16 protein-coding genes are annotated in these 21,012 nt (G+C 55.7%); 6 read left to right on the top strand and 10 right to left on the bottom strand.

The annotated features are described in order from the left end of the window. Positions 1 to 73 precede the first annotated feature (73 nt). Genes brxC through DVR07_RS05365 form a run of 4 tightly spaced genes read right to left on the bottom strand, consistent with a single transcriptional unit; the run spans position 74 to position 5,742 of the window. The gene (brxC, locus tag DVR07_RS05380) at positions 74 to 3,718 is read right to left on the bottom strand and encodes a BREX system P-loop protein BrxC (protein WP_115795723.1); all 3,645 of its coding nucleotides are present in this window, start codon (positions 3,716 to 3,718) and stop codon (positions 74 to 76) included. Continuing rightward, entirely contained in the window at positions 3,711 to 4,280 is a 570-nt protein-coding gene (locus tag DVR07_RS05375; protein ID WP_115795722.1) for a BREX protein BrxB domain-containing protein, read from the bottom strand. Before DVR07_RS05375 ends, brxC begins: the two co-directional genes overlap by 8 nt. Next, on the bottom strand, positions 4,270 to 5,082 hold the full coding sequence (locus tag DVR07_RS05370; protein WP_115795721.1) for a BrxA family protein: 813 nt from the start codon (positions 5,080 to 5,082) through the stop codon (positions 4,270 to 4,272). Before DVR07_RS05370 ends, DVR07_RS05375 begins: the two co-directional genes overlap by 11 nt. Positions 5,083 to 5,091: 9 nt before the next feature. Beyond that, entirely contained in the window at positions 5,092 to 5,742 is a 651-nt protein-coding gene (locus tag DVR07_RS05365; RefSeq protein WP_115795720.1) for a BrxE family protein, read from the bottom strand. 66 nt (positions 5,743 to 5,808) lie between these two features. Here DVR07_RS05365 and DVR07_RS22000 point away from each other — a divergent pair, with 66 nt between their 5' ends. Next, complete coding sequence (locus DVR07_RS22000) at positions 5,809 to 7,179, top strand: metallophosphoesterase (RefSeq protein WP_205254484.1); 1,371 nt, start codon at positions 5,809 to 5,811, stop codon at positions 7,177 to 7,179. Between the two features lie 195 nt (positions 7,180 to 7,374). On the opposite strand, the gene DVR07_RS21355 is transcribed toward DVR07_RS22000, so the two are convergent. The 3 genes from DVR07_RS21355 to DVR07_RS05345 all read right to left on the bottom strand — a co-directional run bounded on the left by DVR07_RS21355 (position 7,375) and on the right by DVR07_RS05345 (position 10,289). Beyond that, positions 7,375 to 8,070, bottom strand: a complete 696-nt coding sequence (locus tag DVR07_RS21355; RefSeq protein ID WP_162829431.1) for a hypothetical protein — start codon at positions 8,068 to 8,070, stop codon at positions 7,375 to 7,377. Between the two features lie 55 nt (positions 8,071 to 8,125). Further along, positions 8,126 to 8,986 carry a hypothetical protein gene (locus tag DVR07_RS05350; protein WP_162829430.1) on the bottom strand — a complete coding sequence of 287 codons (861 nt, stop codon included), beginning with the start codon at positions 8,984 to 8,986 and terminating at the stop codon, positions 8,126 to 8,128. Between the two features lie 289 nt (positions 8,987 to 9,275). Beyond that, positions 9,276 to 10,289 (bottom strand): hypothetical protein, encoded by a 1,014-nt coding sequence (locus DVR07_RS05345; protein ID WP_162829429.1) that lies wholly within the window; start codon positions 10,287 to 10,289, stop codon positions 9,276 to 9,278. A 110-nt stretch (positions 10,290 to 10,399) separates the two neighbouring features. On the opposite strand from DVR07_RS05345, the gene DVR07_RS05340 reads away from it, so the two are divergent. The 3 genes from DVR07_RS05340 (at position 10,400) to DVR07_RS05330 (ending at position 16,361) form a co-directional block, all read left to right on the top strand. Then, positions 10,400 to 11,386, top strand: coding sequence for an HNH endonuclease signature motif containing protein (locus tag DVR07_RS05340; protein ID WP_205254483.1), 987 nt, complete (start codon positions 10,400 to 10,402; stop codon positions 11,384 to 11,386). 135 nt (positions 11,387 to 11,521) lie between these two features. Beyond that, the gene (locus tag DVR07_RS05335) at positions 11,522 to 12,808 is read left to right on the top strand and encodes a metallophosphoesterase family protein (protein WP_115795715.1); all 1,287 of its coding nucleotides are present in this window, start codon (positions 11,522 to 11,524) and stop codon (positions 12,806 to 12,808) included. After that, on the top strand, positions 12,801 to 16,361 hold the full coding sequence (locus DVR07_RS05330) for an ATP-binding protein (protein ID WP_115795714.1): 3,561 nt from the start codon (positions 12,801 to 12,803) through the stop codon (positions 16,359 to 16,361). The genes DVR07_RS05335 and DVR07_RS05330 overlap by 8 nt, the downstream gene beginning before the upstream one ends. A 62-nt stretch (positions 16,362 to 16,423) precedes the next feature. Here DVR07_RS05330 and DVR07_RS05325 read toward each other — a convergent pair whose 3' ends face one another. After that, positions 16,424 to 17,161: a hypothetical protein gene (locus tag DVR07_RS05325; protein ID WP_115795713.1), complete on the bottom strand. Its 738-nt coding sequence runs from the start codon at positions 17,159 to 17,161 to the stop codon at positions 16,424 to 16,426. A gap of 213 nt (positions 17,162 to 17,374) precedes the next feature. Between DVR07_RS05325 and DVR07_RS05320 the strand changes: the two genes are divergently transcribed. Next, entirely contained in the window at positions 17,375 to 18,658 is a 1,284-nt protein-coding gene (locus DVR07_RS05320) for a restriction endonuclease (protein WP_205254482.1), read from the top strand. 5 nt (positions 18,659 to 18,663) lie between these two features. On the opposite strand, the gene DVR07_RS05315 is transcribed toward DVR07_RS05320, so the two are convergent. Beyond that, entirely contained in the window at positions 18,664 to 19,896 is a 1,233-nt protein-coding gene (locus DVR07_RS05315; protein ID WP_115795712.1) for a hypothetical protein, read from the bottom strand. Positions 19,897 to 19,999: 103 nt separating this feature from the next. Continuing rightward, the gene (locus DVR07_RS05310) at positions 20,000 to 20,311 is read right to left on the bottom strand and encodes a hypothetical protein (RefSeq protein ID WP_115795711.1); all 312 of its coding nucleotides are present in this window, start codon (positions 20,309 to 20,311) and stop codon (positions 20,000 to 20,002) included. Positions 20,312 to 20,313: 2 nt separating this feature from the next. Here DVR07_RS05310 and DVR07_RS05305 point away from each other — a divergent pair, with 2 nt between their 5' ends. Then, entirely contained in the window at positions 20,314 to 20,697 is a 384-nt protein-coding gene (locus tag DVR07_RS05305) for a hypothetical protein (RefSeq protein WP_115795710.1), read from the top strand. Positions 20,698 to 21,012 lie beyond the last annotated feature (315 nt).

Raw genomic sequence — 21,012 nt, 5'->3', positions numbered from 1 at the left:
GAAAGCGTGCTGCCCAGTGTTTGCCGAATCTAACAGCGGGCCACCAGCAAAAGGTCGAATCCGAACCGGTAGATTACCGGAACCGGATCTCTACGTCCCCGTCTTGTTCGAGGAGATCCTCGATTTCACCTCGTAATTCGTCAATTGGTGCCTCGATATCTTCGGGATCAGTTACGACGACGCTCCCGAAGATGTCGTCGATATCTACGCTCTCGCGGACTGTTCCACCACCGCCACCGCCCCCACCCAAATCGTCGATTTCGGTTTTCGCACCGTTCTCGTATGCGTCGACGGTCTGAATGTGTTCGATGAGGCGCGTGAGCGAGGGATCCGGATTGATATGGTCCTTGTTCGAGATGTCCAAATCGACCGACCCATTGCCCTGCCGTTCCGCCAGGTCCGACAGGGCCGAGTCGAGATCGTTCTCATCGATGTCGGGGCCTGCGTATGCTTCCACCGATTCGATGGAGTCAGTGTACGTCTCGTATCGTTTCTCGTACAGCGCTTCGTACGTCGAGACGAAGGCTTCAGCCGCCGCCCGGTAATCTGTCTTGACGTCGTTCCATTGTTGGATGACGCCCTCGGTGTCCAGTGTGTTCTTGACGCGGTCGGCGGCCTCGCGTGCTTCGTCACTGATGTCAACGAGCTCTGGGTGGTCGGCTGCTTCGTCGACGTGCGTCTCCCACTCTCCAGCGATGAAGTCCTGAATCGTCTCGTACTCTTCTAAGTGGTTCTCACCGTCCGGTTCGCCACAGAAGTCGGCGACCGCTTTCGCAGATTTGGTGAGATCCTCTAGTTCGTCCTCGAACTCGACGAACTTCTTGATGCGCTTAGCGGAAGTGGGTTGCTGGAGCAAATTGTTGAGTCGGTTCTGGAAGTCCTCGACATTATCGGCCAGCGGGAAATCCAACCTCCGTAGCTGGGAGAGCAGCGTACTCGTCGTTGACTCCCAGTCGTTTGCTTCTTCTCGGATTCCCTCGTCCACTGCCTGGTCAGTGGATTTGACCTTCCGGTCGAACAGTCGGTCGAGTAGCTGCTTGGCGTCGGTTCGAGTTTCGACATCGACGGTTTCTCGCTCGTCGAAGGACGTGGACTTGAACTTCGTGACCTGGGTGAACAGTTCCTGTGCGCCGTCCTCTGTGTACGTGCCGTACGTTCGTTCCTTGTAGGTCGGAATGATAGAGCCGTTCCGGAAGAGGACCGCTGTGGCCAGTCGGACGACCTCTCGACTCCATCCGTAGGGAGGTTCGGCGAAATGGTCGATCAGGTCGCCACCGGAGCGGTTCTCGCCGGCTTTTTCGCGCCGTTGGATTTCGTCCTCGATTTCGGAGGCGATGCGGGCTTCGGCGATGAGTTCACCGTCCTGAACGACACCTAACTCGGAAAATACCGACGGATTCGACGATCCTTGTAGGTCGCCGAAAATTTCTGAGATGTGTCGGTCTTTGACTGTCGCGGAGCCGTGCTTGAAGCTGGTGAAGACTTTCGGGATGGCGTTATCGGCTTTCCGTGCGACGAGCGAGCTGAGCGAGGTGTTAGTCGCGTCAAATTCGTCGGTTTCCCCGTTGTAAATGAGCTTGCCTCGCTGGAAGCTGCGCTCGAACTCCCGTTTGACTTCGTTACGGAGCCGCTGGAGATCTTCCTGTTTCTGGCCGAGCGCTTCCTGTTCTTCTTGGCTGAGTTCCTCACCGCGCTTCTCTTTGACGATAGTGTTGATCTGATAAATCGACTTGAGCTTCTCGTAGATATCGTTCTGTTTCGCGTCGTCTGCGACCCAGTAGAGAGTATCGTCCTCGCTGAAACTCTGGGTCTTCAGACCATCAGGGTCGATATCCTCGTATCGCTGGTAGATCGGAGAGTACGTTTTGAGGTCGATGTATCCCTTGGATGTGATTTGCTCGTCGTCAATAGTCAGGTTCAACTGGAACGTCTGCCCATCATAGTTGACGCGCGAGGTGTCGTCGAGGATATCGTTCAGGAAACGCTTGGACGACCGACGGATGTCGCCTGGCCCGACGTCGATTCCTTTGATTTCGTTTTCGAGCTCTTGCTCGGTTTCTTTCAGGATCCGATATCCTTCCTCATCATGGCGGACGTAGCCCGCATCGACGAGGGCTTCAAGGGTGTCTTCTACTTCACTCTCCAGCTCTTGGGTGGGGCCGAGTTCCCTCTGGAGTGACGTCGCAATGTTGTCGGCAGTGTTCGGGATCCACGGCAGCTGTTGGAGCAGGTAAAGTGCTTTCAGGACACGTCGGGAGATTTCATCGGCAGCATTCTGTGGACTTGCCTCGCGGATGGATTTGACGTCACTACTGGGGATATCGTTACTGATCTCGTCGAAGATCATGTCCATCGTGACAAGGGACCCCAGTTCGTCGTTGTAGAGGTGATCTTCGTCTTTGAGAACGCTTTGTGTGACGTCAATCAGGGTTCGTTCTCCTCCTGTTAACTGGTCGCTCGAACCCTTTCCGAGTGCCTGGAAGATTTCCGGCAGGATATCCAGTTGATATGGGAGGAAGGGGTAGCAGTCGATGAAGTTGTTTCTGGTGATCGATTTCAAACTCTGACCGGAGTCCAGCTTGTAGCGAGCTGAGAGGATTCCCTCGTGTTGGGTGTAGAGATCGCCGAGTACCCCTCTGAACTCGCCTTTTTTGCTAAGAACGCGGTCACGGACGACCTTATCGAGGTTTTCGGAGGTGAGATCGAACCGATGGGGGAAGCGGTCGATGACCTTTGACTCCTCAGCTTCCTTCTCAAGAACACCGGGAATCAGTTGCTGGAGTTGCTCTTGGGATGTGACGCCGAGGAAGATCTTTCCCTTTCCTTTCTGTCCGAACTCCTCAACGATGCTCTGCAGTTCCAAAAGGAGCTGTCCGTCGTCACCGATAAACTGAGAAATCTCGTCGATGAAGACAAAGTACCGACAATTGTCACCTGTTTCCGCTTCGCGTTTTTCGACGTGCTCCACGATATCTTCTGCCAGCGTTGAAGCGTTGATCAGGACGTTATCTTGAACGTCGTCAATTGCTCGGCCAGCTTCATCCTCACTACTGTACTCGCCGGTTTCGACGAGTGCTTTCTTCATATCCGGCCGGACGAACATAGCCTCGTTGCGCACCTCGGCCCAGTCTTTCCCGGTGTTTTTCTCGATAGCATCCACGAAGTCATCGTAGACGTCTCGGGATTCGAGTTCTTGTTCCATCTGGGCAACCCAGGGCATCGACGCGTAGCCACGTGAGATGTTGAATTCCCGGTGAATGATCTCCGTGATCGACTCGCTACCGGATGCATCGGCTTTTGCCCCGATTTGGAACATCAACACCTCGGAGTCGAATTTCTGAGTTACGGAGCCGACCGCGCCGTCGAGCATCTCGTTGTTCTCGATTCGATCTCGGAACATATCGGCTGCCTGGGTATCATCGAATTCGCGGTTTTCCAAGACGTGTCCGAGAATCTTCATGAAGTGGCTCTTCCCGGAGCCGAAGAAGCCGGAAACCCACATACCGACGTCTTCCGTCTGTGCGTGTTCAGTGTCGATGACGGCCTCTAGGGCCTCCGAGAAGTGCCGTTCAAGCTGCGGTGTGAGGATGTACTCTTCGAGTTCTTTTTTGACGACGCTTGGGTCGTCGTTGTCGACTTTGACGACGCGGTCGATCTTTCGGTTGATCGGCCGGTAGAATATTTCGTGTATCTGGTGTGATGTGGTAGTGTCACTCATGTCCGATCACTCTTGCGCGGTAATATGTTCCTTCAGATTCATCGAGGAATCTTAAGCTCTTGTCATCTACTTTCGCCGGATAACAGAATACGATTGGCGTATCGTCCGGCGTGTTCGTTTCTAATTGCCCCATCAGAGTGGAGGCGCTAGCGAACGGGTAGAGAATACCCATTCGGTAGACAATGACGGTGTCAGCTTTCTCTGCCTGTTCTGCAATCGCAGACGCCAGTTTTCCCATCTCTCCGCCGTCCAATAGAGATGATTTCAGCCCATCAAGTAGCTGGTCTCTATCTCTTCGTTCGAGATCGGCAACTCTGTCCAGAATTCCACGGTCTTCGAGGGTTGAAAGGACTAGTTCACGCATATCGATTCCCGCGACATTCTGATTATGGTACTCTAGTTTATCGATGAGATTCCGGACTTCCTCATCGACCTCGATCTCGTCAGCCGGGTCGTATGTGAATACAATAAAGGGTACTCCTGCCCGCTTCCCGACTTCGTCCCGGTCATCTCGAACGAGCCGTTCGACCTCTTCGAGCCGTTCCTGAAAGTCAGAAGGCATTGATGAGGTTCTCCATACTATCGTACTTTTTGACGAGTCGTTCTGTAGAGCCACGTTTCTCGTAGGTTACGTATTGCGGGGAGATATCCCGAATCCGTCGCTGCACCTCTGACTCATTCATGAGGAACAACTTCCAGTCTTCGTGATCGATGATTTCCGACGCGGAGTTTGCGCCTTTCTGGAAGAGCCGATACACTACATAGGCGATGGTTTCATCCGGGATGTATGTGACTGCGAATTCCTTCCGTTGGGTTCCCTCTAGGAGGCCAAAGTTACGGAGGGAGGTGAGATATTTGGTAGCGGCCTCGTTGATCGTTGATTCTGAACGTTCTCGCAGATCCGCGTAGTTCTCTTGAATCGATTCGATGAATTCAACGATGTCGACAGCTTGGACTGCGAGCGTTCCACGCTCAAATTCTGGATAGAGGAAATCAGTTGTAACGAGTCGAATAAACGGGTCTTGGGCGAATTCGTAATAAAGACACCAGTCCACCACGTCACTACGAACGGCCGCAGTCACCACCTGCATCAGCGGGGTTTCCGTGTACTCCTCCTTGTCAGGGAGATGGCGACGCGTTACTTCCCGGAGAATATTTGTCCGGTATTCGTCCGTGTTCTTGTTTAGGATGTTCCCCTCTACGACTTGGCGCTCCAGCTCTTCGTAGGATTCGCATTCAGCGTAGGTACTGAGAATTGTCTTGGTTTCGTCGATATACGTACTGTGGTGGGCGATTTTCGGGTCGAGACTCGCCGCTGCATCTGTTTCCTTGCCATCTCCCGGCTCGATATGCTCGTTACTCATATGAATATCTCACGCGTTTTCGGATTTAAGCTCTGACTTGAGGGGGTAGTACGGTACACGGAGGCGATCAGTGTTCTGTCCGTACCCTTGTAGAAGGGTGACCAGCAGCCGCCATTTCTCTGGTTCAATTTCGGACTGTGTGTACCCATCTTCCTCGATCTGGAATGAACCACCGGTTCCTGGCTCGGTGAGCGTGGTAGACTCCGCTGTGATATTTGATCCAGTTTCATCGATGATTCGGTCCGTCCACCCTTCATCCAGTGATTGCACAGAGACATTCTCAAGTTCCTCTAGAGGATTGTCGTCGACAGCATCGATGTCTTCAAGGGCTGCCGAGAGACGTGATTCCACTTGTGGGCCGAACGAGAACAGACAGATGGAATCTGCTGGAAGACGGTCTGCTTCTGCTTTCCGGCCGACTTTCGATGCGAGGGTGATTCGAGATTGGAGTTGTGTTTTCGGCGTTACTTCTTCGAGTCGTGCCCGCCCAGTCTCGGACAGAACTCGTGAGTCCCACCAACCTTGGTTATTCGACTCGCCCACGCGCTCTATCAACAGACGTGCGGCGATCAGGTCAAGAAAGAACTCGTCATCAATACCTGCGTCACTGAGAGTTTCTTTAGTCGAGACGAACCCATCGACGAGATCAGTTGAAGTCATATATACATCCAGAAGAGGTGGTGGCTTAGAACCAACGCCTTTCGTTTTCTGAAGAGCAAACGGTACGTGCCGTACATCACGGGTTTAATATCGCCCGACAGGATTGGGATAGTGTGTACGATGGGTACTGGGAATGAGTTGACTGAGCTGTACGATTCTCTCTCGGTCCTGTATGGTTCGCTGCCTTCTGGGGCCGATTCGGAGTGGAAATTGGCGTTGCGGTCTGTGCTGTACGGTGATGAGTTGTTGGCTAATGAGGCGTCTTGTTACGGCGCTCAGCAGAAGGAGCGAAATTTTGGGAAGCGGAAGGACTACGCGCGGCGACATGGGAATGGTGATCGGGTGACGGAGTTCTCGGCGATCACGGTGGCAAAGCCGCGAGAGGAGGATCGTCGGTATGTACCCGCGGGTGCAAGGTTGCCTGTTGCACCGGAGTCAGGAGAAGTGCTTCCAGTACAAGTCTCGACGGGGGAGGTTGATTGGGCGATCTCGCTGTTGGCGGAATTCCCAGCTGAACCGGCAGCTGATCAACCCGGTGATGGTGTGGAGATGCTGCTCGACCCGGAGCGGGTTCGCCAGGCACGAGAGAACACGGGACGCGGAGGGATTGGCGCTGAGACGACGGTCCTGTTTGTGAGTGATGCGCATCTCGGGTACGAGAATCGTGCGGAGACGGGGAGTGGGAAGACGGTGTCGTGGATTGAGGAGATTAATAGTCGGGACACGATGCGGCGGATTCGAACGATTGCGATGGAGCGGGACGTTGATGCGGTGATTCACACTGGTGATTTGCTGGATCACGAGGTGGATGCGGTGACGCTTGATGCTGCAGAGTCGAGTTTGCGTGATTTGACGCTCTGTGGTATCCCGGTGTACTGTATTCTCGGGACGCACGACCACAACGCAGCGAATCCGTTCTATTCGAATTCTGTGGATGGGATTGCGTGGATGAAAGACCAAGTGCGGAACGAGTACCTGATTGAACTCTCGACTAATCCGACGCCGGTTGCTGGCGGGCCGCTTGACGCGTACGGGGTCTCGGCGGAGAACGTTGGAATCGATGACGTCGGGACCTACGAGTCGCTTGGGTGGCGTCCGTCGGAGATTGCGTTCGGCGCGGCGTCGCCGGGGCCGAATGTGCTGTGTCTACACGATGGGGTGACGCCGTACCGGGACAGTTCGACTGCAGATGTTGATCTCGATGAGTTGCTCGCGCAGTCACGCGTCTCGTTCGACTGTGTGCTAGTGGGTGATGAGCATCGGCCGCGCGGCGATGACTTCGAGACTGGGTACTCGTTCGAGGCGATGGACGGAACACCAGTGTTGTACACGGGACCAGCAGCACGTGTCGGGCCAGCGTACCGTGATCACGACGGGTTTGTGACAGAACTCTCATTCTCTGACGCGGGGGTGACACCGACTCGGCACCCGATCTGACTGCGAGCACCATAGATCTCCGAGTGCTAATTACCATCACTGCCGTCTCATCTGATAATCCGGCGTTTCATTAAGCGAGATCGCATCCGGGTCGATACTCCTGATAATGTGGATTCGTTCACCGCTGACAAGCGGAGGCTCAGCTTTGCCGAGTTGCGTTTGATTCGGGTGAGACCTGATGATGGGATACTTGTTTTAGAAGTCAGTGACTGGGACATCGAATTTTGCTTCGATTATGTCGAGGACTGCGTCTGCAGTGAATTCAGAGAATGCTTCTGTGTCAATGTTGCTGCGGACTTTGTGTGGTCGATATGATGCGGTCTGCATATTTCGTGTGCGGACGGTTCTGAGCGAGTCTCGGAGACTGGCTTCTTGAACCGGGTTATCGAGATCGTCGATGGATTCTCCTTTCGGTCGAATCCAGAGTTCCCAGTCAAATCCGTCAGAAAGAATTGCTACTGCATGGATGTCGAGGTCGCTATCAAGATAGTTCTCCATGTCATTCCGGGCGTTCTCGATTTTCTTTGGGGGTTTTACTTCGCCGAAAAACCGGATGTCCTGCTGCATCGCTGCTTCCATTGGAATCGAAGTAATTGCGAAGTCGGGGATGCCGCCGCCTCGTGGCCATCGTGGCGCGTACTGTTTCGGTTGTGGGCGCAACGAGTACCCGAATGCCTGTCGGAGCATCGGGAACACGAGATGGTCTTCGATGAAACGCTCTGGTTTTTGGATGAGGTTCTGTCCTTTGAGAAAGTATTTTCCGTCAACGACAGTGTCGAAGTGTGCGGTGCATTCGCGTGCTCCGATCTCATCAATGAAGTCCTCTAGAACGTTCAGGATGTGGTTAGCGAGTGGGTCGTGATCATCGAAGGTAGTCGGTTGATTTGTCATTTAGGGAGGTGAAGTGTTAATCGGTTATTCTTCAGTGATTCTTTGGAGTGTAGTGTTAGAAATCGAAGAGGGATTGTTGCCGCTCGTACTCGTATGGTTTAGTGAGTACTTCCCTGATTGCTGAGTAATTGATTTGGGCATGCCGGTTCTCTTCGATTGCCCGATCAACGATCCAGGCTCGGAACTCCTTGTACCGTTCTGCATCATCGATGAGTTCGCTGATATCAACGGTTTGTAATTCTCCGTGGCGGGCGAAATAGATTCCAACGCGAGTTATTTCGGGGTACTTGCCATTGAATCGCTCTCGGCCGCTTCGGGAGACGGTCTCTGCATCATACAGTTCGCGTTGTACGTCATTCAGCACGTAGTACAACAGGAGTTGCCGCCAGAATGCGTTCGTGAATGATTTCCGCTCTGTTGTCTTGATGTCAACTAGTAAATCATCAACGATGAAGTCGCCTTCCCCGGGGAGAATGTGGCGGTAGTTTCCGAATCGGGGCTTTTCAAATACTACCCCGCCGTCACCCCATTCTTGGGTACGGAGAAGGCTGAATAGCTTTTCTATTTCACGGAGGAGTTCGTTCTCAATCGCTTCACGGTTGATCCAAGTTTGGATTGCGTCAGCGGGTTGCCAACCCGCGTTGAGTAGCGCGGCTTTCACGACACCGTCTGTATTCATTCCTGTCTCGACGAACTGATTGACTATTTTAGAGAGGGCCTCATTTTCTGCCCACTGAACCGAGCTTCGTTGATCCCAGTCGGGCCGGTCTTCATTCATCGCATCCCATTCGGTTTGATTTGACGGGCCCCCAGTACGGTCTTCCCATTTATTCCCGTCGAATACTGTTACGGTGATTTCCGGTATTTTACGGTGTCGAGCGCCTCTAACCCATTTCTCGCCATCATCGTCTTCCAATTCTCTGGATGAGTGGATTGACGGTCGAATAACTTCCTGACTGTTCCGGTACAACCAGACTTTGCAGAGGAATTCGACAGTCTGTCCGATTAGTTTGTGACTGTACCCGTTGTTCGGGACCGAAAGATCGCGTGAGGCGTCAGTGCCAGGGTTGGGATACGTAGAATCGATTTCGTGCCGCACTTCGTCAATTTGAATGAAATCCGTCACACCGGTTGCCATACTACTGTGAGTACGTACTCATGTCGTCGTGATAAGACCCCCGTGAATCAAGCGGGATACCATCGCATCAAAAAACGTCTTGCAGTGGCCCGGCTTGTTCGACTGTATCGTGGGTGTTTCGAATGTCTTCAAATGAGAGGTATCGGAGAGTGCAGTGGTCAGCGGGTTGAAGGACGTGTTGGAACGTTGGTCGGTTAATCTCTTCCCGAACCTTGTCCTCATCATCGTCCGGGGCGACGATGTGCATGTCGACGGCGATGTTTGGGACTTTCACCATGAAGTCGGTCATGCGGAGGATGCCGCTGTAGATGCTCGTGGTACTTTCGACTTCGAACATCTTCACGATGAAATCATCTTGCAGCCAGATGACATCCACGTATTTGATGATGCGTGTGGCGGCGGCACTGAACCCGGGGAGATTGAGGTTCTCAATGCAGTCATCACCGAGTCGGTTCCCGTTGTACGTGCGGTTTTTGTCATTCGTGGCGACGTACACGTCGTAGCCGTGTCGGAGGCCGAGTTGGACGAGTAACCACTGGATTTCGGTGTGTTCACGTGGATCGTCATCGTCTACACCAGTGTCTGGTGGGTCGATCTTGCCGCCGTTGTGGAAGTCTTGGAAGGCTTCTTCGATTGAATTGTATTCTCGGAGGAGACTACTGACTGCGTCCTGAGACACACGAAGGAACCGGTAGGGGACCCAGTTGTCCTCGTACCCCAGCAACTGCGCGATTCGCTCCCGGTCGACAGAAATCTCTTGGTAATCAGTGACCGTATAAATGAATCGACTGTCAGGGTTGTCCCACAGCGCGTCACCGACTGATGGATTTTCGAAGGCAACGCCCACACGACCGGCAGCAAAAAAATCACCGTCGTTATAGAAGAGGAGTGGGTCACCGGTCTCCATTTCTTCAAAAAACGTGCGTTTCTGATTCCCATCGGTGGTACCCCAAATCCGTGCTTCGTTTTGTTTCTGGAGGTCCTCGGGCGCTTCCGCAGGGACAGATACTGGCGAGGCAACGGTGTCATTGAATCGCTGAATCCAATCGTCACCGACAGGAATAACATACAGGCGAGTCACAGTCAGTTGATACCGATTGGAATGTCTTGTATCTTATCAGTCTACTAGTACAGAAAGCGTGTAATCCAATTCTAGAAAGATCCATACCATAGCTCTGTCACTGTTTCGTTATGCCCTCAGAACGCCTCCGTAGTATTGTCCCGATGTTTGGAGGTGGGACGCGGTATATCGAGACGTTGGATGCAATTCTCGACTTCGTTGAGGCGCATCACCCGACGTCGGATGAACTTGTAGGGTGGCATCGTGGTTCATTCCGCAATGTGTCGAGTCGGGATTCGATTATGCGGCGGGTGAGGTATTTACAGCAGGTCGGGTTTCTCCACCAGGCAAACGACCATTGGGAGCTCGGTGATGCTGGTCGGGAGTACGTTGAGCAGGGCGATATGGAGACGCTGCTCCGAATCATGTGTGATCGGAATGTCGGACTTCGGAGTCTGCTGTATGCGTTGGTTGCTGGTCCGATGACGCTCGGAGAGGTGAGTGATCAGCAGCTGGATACGCATCCGGAGTTAGGGTGGAGTCGCGGGGAGACTGACATGGCGAAACAGCGAGTGAATTGGCTGCGGAGTATGGGGCTCGTGGAGAAGCGCGGCGGCGAGTACGCGTTGACGGATGACGGCCTTCAGTTCGTCGAGAATGCGGTGGAGGAGTGGGCTAACTCGGACTGGACACCGTCGGTGAGCGATGCTGGGATGCGTGCTGGGACGTACGAAGCGACTGCCTACGCACGGTCGGTCGATCCGGAGTTCCGTGCGACGGTGCTGTCCCGTCATGACCGTACGTGTCCGGTTTCCGGGGTGGATCATCCCGGCCTGTTGGACGTGGCACATGTCCTGCCGTGGAGCGACTACCCGGAACACAGGGCTGATCTCTCGAACGTGCTGGCACTCAGTAAGACGCATCACGCGGCGTTCGACCGGGAGCTATTCACTATCGACCAAGACTACCGGCTGTGCGTAAATCCGAACTTCGAAACCCAAAGCAATCTGCTACAACGGACGATTATCGACCGTGAAGGGGAACGGATCTCGATCCCGGATGATAGCTTGAAGCCGCAGTATGTTGCGCAGCACAACGCAGCGATTGAGTGGGTGTGAGTCAGTTTACTGCTGAACGGAATTTCGCTCGCACGTAACGAGTCGTTGTCAGGACGATGAGGTTTACTGAAACCCCTCGACTGCTCTCAATCCGACCGCCGGGTTTATGTTAATCTCTTCTGATGGAATTATTAGATGACATCAGTAGAGGTTCTGTGTGTAGCAGATATTCATATCGGGCGTCGTCCAAGCCGACTCCCGGATAGATTCGATCCGGACGATTTTTCTCCCCGGACGATCTGGGCTGATCTCGCGGAGTCTGCTGTTTCTCGGGGAGTGGATGCGGTCGTCGTTGCGGGTGACCTTGTTGATCAAGAAAACAAGTATGCGGAGGCGTTCGGTGCTGTTGAGTCCGTAGCGACCGCGCTTGGAGAGGCTGGTATTCCTCTCATTGCTGTCGCTGGTAACCACGACGCCGATGTGCTCCCGGACTTGGCTGAGGCAATCGATAATCTCCAGTTGCTTGGCCGGGAGGGGTCCTGGGAGCGAACAGCCTTGACCGACGCCGAGGGTGAACCGAACCTTCACGTGGACGGGTGGTCGTTCCCCGGTCGGTACTACCACGAGAGTCCGTTGGCTACGTACGACTTGGTCGATGAGGGCGTTCCACGTCTTGGAGTCGTCCACGCAGATGTCAGTGGGGAAGATCGGTACGCCCCGGTCGCCGTGGACGACTTGGCGACGAGTGGGCACTCGGCGTGGGTTCTTGGTCATCTCCACGTCCCGGGGACCCGTCACGAGAACCCCCCAGTCCTCTATCCCGGGTCGCTCCAACCGTTGGATCCGAGTGAGACCGACGGTCATGGTGCGTGGCTCGTCTCGGTTGAGAGTGACGGGACAGTAGAGACAGAGTCGGACAGGTCAGCGACACTGCAGTACGAGGAGATCGTCGTCTCAACGGACCCTGAGCAGGGGTTCCACGACATCGTCGATGCTACCCACGAGCAGTTACTTGAGACAGCCACGAAGTGCGGCCCCCAGACCGAGCTTCTTGCCGTCACAGTAACCGTTTCTGGACGAACGGACGCGCACACAGATCTACGCAGCCGACGCGGAGAGCTTGAACAGATCGAACTCACGGAGGGCGGGACGGCAGTGCGTGTTCTCGACGTGACTATTGATACGAAACCGTCGATCACTCTCGCTGATCGCGCTGGCGATGATGATCCGGTCGGGTACTTGGCCGGGTTGCTGCGTGCCCTCGACGATGACGAACCGTTGGACCCGTATCGGGATGTCATAGAGGCCGCTCACACGAGTGTCCGCGAGACCCACGACTCGAACGCGTATCGGGAGCTCAAGAGCCACGACGAGACGTACACTCGCCCAACGGAAGTTGAAACGAAGGAAGTACTCCGCCGACAGGCTCGGCAACTCGTCGACGCTTTCGTTGAGCAGCAGGGGGTGCCCGCTGATGAGTGAGCCAGTCCCGTCTGACGCTGATCAGCCCGAGACCGACAGTGACACAGGAGGAGACCGAGAGACCCCGGTCGCAATTAACGCTGTTACTCTCGACCGTGCGCCGGGGTTTGAGACGGCTGGCTTCTCGCTTGATGGATTTTCGCCGGGAGTCAACGTTGTGTACGGCGCGAATGCAGCTGGTAAATCGACGCTGGCGGAAGCGATCCGCTGGTCGTTGTGGCCCGATGAGGCCCCCTCCTCTGCGACTGTTCGAACTGACCTGACCTACAATGGCGAGTCGCGGCGGATCGAACTGCACGGTAGCGTCAGCGAGCACTTTCGTGATGGCGAACCCGCTGACGCGATCCCGGTGCCGTCGCTGGATGGTGGTCGTCGGTACGCATTATCGTTGCACGATATGTTGCAAGAGGAAACGGACGACGGTGAGTTTGCAAGCGTCATTCAGCGCGAATCGACTGGCGGATTCAATATCGACGCAGTCCGTAACGAGTTCGACCTGACTGACGGGGCCAGCCCCGCAACACGAGGGATTAGTGCTACGAAAGAGGCGGCTGCAGCCATCGATCAGGTCGAGGAACTGCGGCGGAACGCGCCGGATTTGGAAGCAGAACGGACCCGTCTCAGTCAACTCGAAGAGGACCTCGCGGCCGCCGCCGATGCGAGTGAGCGCGTTGATCTGCTTGAGACGGCGATCGAGTATCGGAAGGCGCAGGACGCCTATGACCAGCGGGTCGATGAAGTAACATCATTCCCGGATGAGTTGGCTTCGTTCGACGGGGATGAGCTGGACCGACTCGACGCCCTTGACGAGCAGATAGCGCAACAGAAACGCGTTGAGCAGGAGGCTGCGGTGAAATACCGTGAGGCCGCTGACAAACTGGCCGGTACTGAACTCCCGGAGGACGGCGTTACCGAGGAGGTGTTGCAGACGCTTCGAGAGTACCGGGATGAACTCGATGATGCTGAAGATAATCGTGATCGCTTGCAGCGTGAAGTAGCTGACGCAGAAGCCAAGCGCAGTGAGATACGGGAGAAGATTCCCCTGGACCTTGACGGTGAGACGCTCCGCGAGATCGACACAGATGATCTTGCCGAGCTTCGATCGTTCGTTTCGAAGGTAGCGGAAGTCGAGGGGAAGGGGCAGGTCGAGGCTGCTATTGATGAGTGGCTTGCTGGGGAGTCGAAGGAATCAGCGGATCGTGGAACGCTCGAAAGCGGGCGGAATGCGCTTGAGAATTGGCTCGCAGCCCCGCCAGAACAAGCTACTGACGAGCCGAGTAGTCGAGGCCCTGTTGCAGCGGCCATCACGGCAGGGCTGTTGACGGCGCTGTCAGGCGTCATAATCGCGCTGACAGTAAATCCGGCAGGGGGTCTGCTGACGGTCCTCGGACTCGCCCTCGCTGGCTACGCGGCTCTCTCCGCGAGGAGTGACGATACTGGAACTGGCAATACTGCCAGAGCAACCCATGCGGAGACGTTCCGGCAGACTGGCCTTCCAGAGCCAGATTCGTGGGAACCTGACGCGGTCAGAGACCGGGTAGCTGGCCTTCGTGAGCGACTACGTGTCGTCGAAGTGGAGGAGCAGGAGGCTCAGAAGCGGGATGAGCTCCGTGCGCAGTTTAATATCGACGACGTTAGGGATGAACTGGAGACGGCGCGTGAGCGCCTTCGGGACCGGTTCGACACTGAGATCGACGACGATATTGAACTGGCGGTGACAGTTGAGCGTGTTGAGCGCTGGCAGGCTGCTGATGAAACTGTCACTGGGAAACAGGCGGCGCTACAGGAAGCCAGCGACCAGGTCGAGACGTATCGGGAGCAGTTCTGCGCGACGATTGAGCCCTATGTGACCGACGCGTACTCCTACGCGGTCGAAACGAGTGCCGATGCGAAGGCTGCTGTTGAGAGTCTTGAACAGCGAAAACGCGACTACGAGAATGCGACGCAGCGGCTCGCAGAGGTAGACGGGAGTGTCGCTGCGGCCCACGAGGAACTCGACCGGTACGGGGCCGACCGAGAGGTATTATTCACCGAGCGTGGCTTGGAGCCTGGCGACCGGGAGCGGCTTGCAGCGCTGTGTGAGCAATATTCGGAGTACGAATCAGCCGTTGAGGCGAAAGGTACTGCAGAGACCACACTTGAGAATCGCCGTTCAGACCTTCGTGGCCACGATGCTTTCGAGGAAGAAATCGAAGAGCGAGACAGGGACGACTTGGAAAATGAGTTAGACAAAAAACGAGAGATTGCGAACCGGTACGACGAGCTGTTACAGGAAAAAACGACGCTGGAGAAGGAAATCGAGGATGCGAAGGCGTCGACGGAGATTGCTGAGGCTGTTCAAGAGCGAGTTGAAGCATTACAGGGTCTTGAGGAAGCGCTCGAAGCGGACGTGGCTGACGCGGTCACGGATACACTCCTTGAGTTTGTCGAGGCAGAGACAGTTACCAGTAACCAGGAGCCGGTGTTTCAGCGGGCGGATGATCTCTTGCGGCGGATTACTGACGGGCAGTTTGAGCTCAGGCTCGATGACGGTACTTTCAGGGCATACGATACGGGAGAACAGCGACGCGTTGACCTAAACGATTTGTCGAGTGGGACGCGCGTGCAGGTCCTGCTCGCGGTTCGGGTCGCTTTCGTCGAACACAGAGAGCAGGAGACTGCGCCCCCGTTGTTACTTGACGAGACGCTGGCACCGTTCGATGACCAACGAGCCGAAACGGTCCTTGACACCGTGATTGACTTGGCCCGGGCAGGGAGGCAGGTATTCTACTTCACGGCCCGGCACGACGAACGCGCACGGTGGGAGACTCGGCTTGAAGAGTCGGACGTCGAGTACAGTCTCCAGCAGTTGACGGCGAGCGACGGGCACGACCCCGTCACGGAGCCGCCGACAGTTGAGACCGCCGGTTCGATCAACGTCCCAGCTCCGGACGGCGACGATCATTTGACGTACCGTAAGCGACTGGATGTACCGACGTTCGACCCACGACAAGGAGCGGCGTTAGCATCGCTCTGGTACGTGACTGAGGATCCAGAAGTATTGTACCGACTGCGGTCAGCAGGTATCGAACGCTGGGGGCATCTCCGGTCGTTACTGGAGATCGGTGCCGTTGATGGCCTCTTATCGGAGTCGGCCCACGAGCAGGTTCGTCGGCACGGTGCGGCACTTGAATCGTTCGTTGAGACGTACACAGTTGGACGAGGGAAGGCGGTTGACCGCGATGTCTTGGAAGCCAGTGGTGCCGTTAGTAATACGTTCATCGACAAGGTGAGCGAGTTGGCAGACAGTGCCGACGGGGATCCAAGGGAAATTCTTGATGCGCTGCCGGATGTCAGCCACTTCCGCCAGGATAAGATCGAGGAACTCCGGGAGTACTTCCGGCAAGAGAACTATCTTGATCCACGTCCGACGCGACCGGACGAACAGATCCGGTCAACAGTGGTTGACACGTACTGTCAGCATGGACTCGAACCGGCTACAGCAGCAACGGCCGCAGACAGACTCCTTGATCGGATTTCAGCAGGTCCCGACCCGAGTGAGAAATCGGACTGAGATCACCCTCAGTTCAAAACTATCCAGTTGTCCTGATATTAGGCTAACGGGAAGAATAAACATCAGGCGATATCGGTGGCAGTACGGCGGTAAGTATCGTCGAGGCTGAGACCACCGAGGGCGGTGTAAAGGTTGATTAGGTCCGCGACGTCGCTAATGCAGTAGTCTTTGAGGAGTTGTGTGAGTTCGCGGTGGACGCTGGTATGTTGGATGCCGGCTTCGACGTTTTGCACGTATTTGTCGCCGAGGACTTGCCCGATGTGCTTGCCTTGGACAGCTTTCCCGTCTATTCCAGAGAGGTAGTTGTCGGGGAAGTCGTAGTCGTCGTACCAGACGCTGTTATTGTCGATCCCAGCAAGGTCGTAGACTTTCCAGTCAGGAAGGATGTGCTGGTCGTCCCAGAGCTCGGCTTCGTACTCGTCGGCAGCCGCGAGCGCGACATCAACGTGGTTCTCGAACAAGGTTTCTGTGCGTGGTAAGAAGTCTCGGTCAGCTCTATCGTCGATGTCACGGGCCCAGTTCAGCAAATGCGTGCCGTCGAACCAGGTACCGTTGTACGTGAGGAGACGATCTACGCTGCGGTCATCGCACCACTCAAAGAGGCGCTCGTAGAGGTCAATCGTATACTGGTCGTCCCAATCGCCGCTCCGAAACAACACCGCGGTTTCTGGTGTGTCGTTCAGGTCGCTAGCGTACGCGAGGCTGACAGCGAAGAATTCGAAGTACTGGGTGTCGTTCGAGTTGTCGGGCGGCTCTTCGAACGGGCTCGCGGTTTCAATGTCGATGACAAGTGTACCCATCTAAACAGACCTCCAGACGTAATGCGTGTCGGACAATGGCTTGTTTGTTGTGGACGCCGCTCCGGAATTCAGACTGCAGAGTAACCGATAGAATCCCTGTCTACCCCTATGATTTTTCTCCTGACCGAGTAGTTATTCATTTACTTACGAATGACAGGGATTGCTATTATTACAGCTGGACGCGAGGACGCCTATCAGGATTATCTGTAGTCTGTGAAGGGAGGGCATGACCCTGCTGAGTTTGAGGAACATCTTTCTGACGCCGAAGTTGAGGCCGTCACTGATTCAGAGACAGAGAAGGTGCACCTTTGGGGAACCTCAGTTGATTCGAAGTGGCAGTTCGTGGAGGGTGGGGACATCGCGTTAATCTACCGGGATGGGAGGTACATTGCGCAGGCCACGGTTGTTCGGACACGTGATGATCTTGACCTATCTGAGCATCTCTGGCGTACTGAGGGGAATCCGTGGGATCCTGAAAGTCTGTGGCGGTATTTGGTGTTCTTGACTGGTGTGTCGGAGATTGATGTGGATGTCGAGTCGTTCAACGAGCTTGTTGGGTACCAAGATAATTATATCCCGCAGGGGTTCAGTCGGGTGTCGGATTCGCGTATCCGCGGCATAGAGGATGCGTATGAGTCCGTTGAAACCGCGGTTAATGAGTTGACAGGGAGCGGTGTCCGAGTTCATGAGTTTGATGAGGAGCCGTCGCAGGAGGAATCTGAAGAGGAACAGGAACTCGATCTAGGAGAGCGTATCGTTGCGGCGAGTCGGGATGGTGACCAGTATGAGGAGTTGGAAGAGCTTGTCGCTAAGGCGTTCTCTCGGTTGGGGTTTGAGGCACGGTGGATTGAAGGTGGGGACGATACGGATGTCGAGGTTACGGCACCGATTCATGCGGTCGTTGAAGTGAAGGCGCGAAGCAGTGGGACGCTGGCATCGCCAGATGCAACGCGAATCCAAGGGCATAGAGAGCGACATTCGGCCGACCAAGCGATTGTAGTTGCACCTAGCTTCACCCCGGCGGCAATTGAAGATGCGGACCGGCAAGGAATCGTCCTCCTTGCGACCAATCACCTCCAGGCGCTCCTAGAACGGCGTGATGCCTATGGAATCCCGCCAGAAGCACTCGCAACATATCTCACTGAACCGGGTGCATTCCAAGATGACCGCTTAGATCAGATCGATGATGAACTACGGACTCGTCTCGGTGGTACGGAGGACTTGCTCGCCGTGATGGAAGCGCTTCAACGAGCAAATCCAGAGGAAGGAACCGCTGACCGGCTCCGCTTGATTTTGAAAGGCATGTACAATGAGGAGCGGGTTCCGGACCAGCACGTCATTGAACAGTCGCTCAACCTATTGGCTCACCCAAGCATCCAACTAGCAGAGTACGAAGAGGGACAGTACCAGCCGACAACAACCAAAGAGAATGCAGAAGTCCTGCTCCGACGGTTCGGGAATCTCATCACCGAAGTTAGTAAGTCAGGCGAAGAGTGAGCCAGTCAGAGTCCGACCGCTTGATTTAGCGTCCACTCGTTCGATAGGACTTCGTCCTTGTCATCGGTCCCACCTTCCGTGAGCAGTCCGATGTGCCGAAGGTGGTATTTGAACTGGAAGTGAATGCCCGATTTGTACACGGTCGGATCGATAAGCACTGATTCGTCGATGTCACCGTCGGCGGTGAGGACGTCTTCGCGCCTGGATTGGGTGAAGAATACTTCCACGGTGAGTGGTTGGTTGATGCGGCAGGCTTCTCGCGCGACGTCGTCGATGGTTGCGGGTTTGATACCGCGTTGGTGGAGGCATTCGAGTGCTTCGATGATGATTTGCGTTGGGTCGTACTGGATGGCGACTGAGCGGGCGAATTGCGCCCAGCGGGGTGCGAGGTCGGTGAACGGTGTGGATCGGCCTTTCCAGGAGGCGAATTCGTCGAGTGCAGCATCGACGGTTCCGTGTTGAGTGCGAGCGAAGCGGACGACTTCTGCGCCGAGGTGCGTGAGTGTCTTTCCGTCAGGTCGATTGTCGACGAGACCGAGGAGGATTGCCCCGCGGCGGCCTCCAGATACGCTGTTGATCACGTGTTCGGAGTAAAGGTCAGGCGTGTCGCCATCTGCAGCGAGGGCGAGTGCGTAGCCGAGGTAGTTCTTCGGATGATTGACTGGAAAACTGCCTTCGGTGAGTCGGTGCGTCGTGGCCTGGAATCGGATGGCGTCGATGGTGGTGGAGAAGTCACCGACGCCGGTGACGCGAGCGGGTTCAATGAGCGTTGCGTCGTGCGGGCTTTTGACGCCGATGACGCCGATGTTGAGATCGCGTGCTAGAGCGCGTGCTTGATCAGAGATGCTCTGTATGGGGGCGGCGACGTACCCGATGTTGACTTCGGAGAGGTGGCCGTGCGCCTGGTTGATGCCGGTTCGGACATCGGCGGCGCTCGGGTCGGTGTTGTGGCCTTTCGCTTCGATGACGGCGACAGGGGTTGTCGTGGTGTCGGCGTTCAGGACTTCGAGAGCGGGCATCCCGACGCCGAGGAGATCAGGTTCGCCGTCGGCAAGGCGAATCGTATTGTACGGCGCAAGACGACTGCGCAGATCTTCAGGGATTTCCCACCCACCCCACGTCGGTTTCGTGAACTGGGTTTCCGTAACAGCGTAGTGATCTGGACTGGTATCGAGATTCGGGTAGAGGGTGTCCTTCGCGGCAGCGAGAACGGCAGGTTCGGTGAGTGTAGCTGCCATTGCTACAGCCCTTCTCAACCGGTCGTCATTAAATTGGGCCGTGCAGGACGTCAATCCGCCCGAGCACAGATACCGATTCGAGTGCAGAACGGTGAGAGGTGCGCTACTCGTCGTTCGGGTCGTAGATCTTCCGAATCCACGCGCCTTGGGCAAGCTTCAACTGTATCTCTTCGCCGTCTGGCCAGAGGTTGTCGAAGCCACCGAAGACGTAACCACAGCCTTCGTCAAGCGTGATGTCGTCGTTGAAGACGACGCAGGGGCGTTGGACGTCGCCGCGGTCGCTGTTGCCGAGCATGACCTTCTGGTGTGGGGTGTGGCTGTTGAGGTCAATGGAGTAGTTGACGAATGCTTTCGTTTTGATGAACCCGTTCGTGCCGTCGAACTCGTCGATGTGGAGGAACGGTGGGCTGCTCATCGGTGACCACCTCCGCGGATCACGGTGACTTGTCCGCAGGTTTGGACGGCGGGTTGTGGTTCTCCGCAGGTTGGGCAGCACGTGTCTGTGATCGGGTCTACGAGGTCGTCGCAGGCGTCGCACATCACGAGGCCGGTCGTGTCGAGGCGACCGTCGTTGATGAGGACGGTTCGGAGCCAGCCGTCGCGGACGAGCATGAGTGCGTCGACGGGTTCGTAGAGACGGGCGTGGCTGCAGCGGGCTGCGGGTGCATCGACGGGTTTGGCGGCGCGCCAGGCAGCTTCGAGCGGGCGGTCCGTGGGGAAGCGTTCGTGCCAGCGGTCGCGGGCGTGCTGTTTGATCGGCGGAAGATACGTCTGGTCGAGGTTGGTGTAGCTGGACATTGATCGAAGGAGTCGCGTGGTGATGCGTCGTCGTCTGAGTGCCAGTGGCTGCGTAGGGAGTGTATCTGCGCTGGCCAGTGTTGCCACTGGGCGCGGTGATACAGACTGTTGAGGAAACCCTTCGAGGTGAGCCGTCGAGAGGGATGGAGCTCTCTGAGGGAGTGTCGAAGGGTCTCTAAGGGATGTCGCTGGCTAACGACGAGAAGCGATGCGTGAACCTCGCGCGTACGATGGAATGTACACCGAAGCGGTTGGCTGGGTCGAAGCCTCGAAGCTCGCGTGCGTAATGTAGTAACCCCTTCGTGGCTGAAGCAGAGT

Origin of the sequence: Halorussus rarus (genome assembly GCF_003369835.1) — an archaeon.
GTDB lineage: Archaea > Halobacteriota > Halobacteria > Halobacteriales > Haladaptataceae > Halorussus > Halorussus rarus.
This window is presented reverse-complemented; position numbering and strand designations above follow the sequence as displayed.

What these genes read in the sequence shown, in the direction of transcription:
- brxC (WP_115795723.1), bottom strand. Translation starts at nt 3,718, where the DNA reads ATGAGTGACACTACCACATCACACCAGATACACGAAATATTCTACCGG.
- DVR07_RS05375 (WP_115795722.1), bottom strand. Translation starts at nt 4,280, where the DNA reads ATGCCTTCTGACTTTCAGGAACGGCTCGAAGAGGTCGAACGGCTCGTT.
- DVR07_RS05370 (WP_115795721.1), bottom strand. Translation starts at nt 5,082, where the DNA reads ATGAGTAACGAGCATATCGAGCCGGGAGATGGCAAGGAAACAGATGCA.
- DVR07_RS05365 (WP_115795720.1), bottom strand. Translation starts at nt 5,742, where the DNA reads ATGACTTCAACTGATCTCGTCGATGGGTTCGTCTCGACTAAAGAAACT.
- DVR07_RS21355 (WP_162829431.1), bottom strand. Translation starts at nt 8,070, where the DNA reads ATGACAAATCAACCGACTACCTTCGATGATCACGACCCACTCGCTAAC.
- DVR07_RS05340 (WP_205254483.1), top strand. Translation starts at nt 10,400, where the DNA reads ATGCCCTCAGAACGCCTCCGTAGTATTGTCCCGATGTTTGGAGGTGGG.
- DVR07_RS05335 (WP_115795715.1), top strand. Translation starts at nt 11,522, where the DNA reads ATGACATCAGTAGAGGTTCTGTGTGTAGCAGATATTCATATCGGGCGT.
- DVR07_RS05330 (WP_115795714.1), top strand. Translation starts at nt 12,801, where the DNA reads ATGAGTGAGCCAGTCCCGTCTGACGCTGATCAGCCCGAGACCGACAGT.
- DVR07_RS05325 (WP_115795713.1), bottom strand. Translation starts at nt 17,161, where the DNA reads ATGGGTACACTTGTCATCGACATTGAAACCGCGAGCCCGTTCGAAGAG.
- DVR07_RS05315 (WP_115795712.1), bottom strand. Translation starts at nt 19,896, where the DNA reads ATGGCAGCTACACTCACCGAACCTGCCGTTCTCGCTGCCGCGAAGGAC.
- DVR07_RS05310 (WP_115795711.1), bottom strand. Translation starts at nt 20,311, where the DNA reads ATGAGCAGCCCACCGTTCCTCCACATCGACGAGTTCGACGGCACGAAC.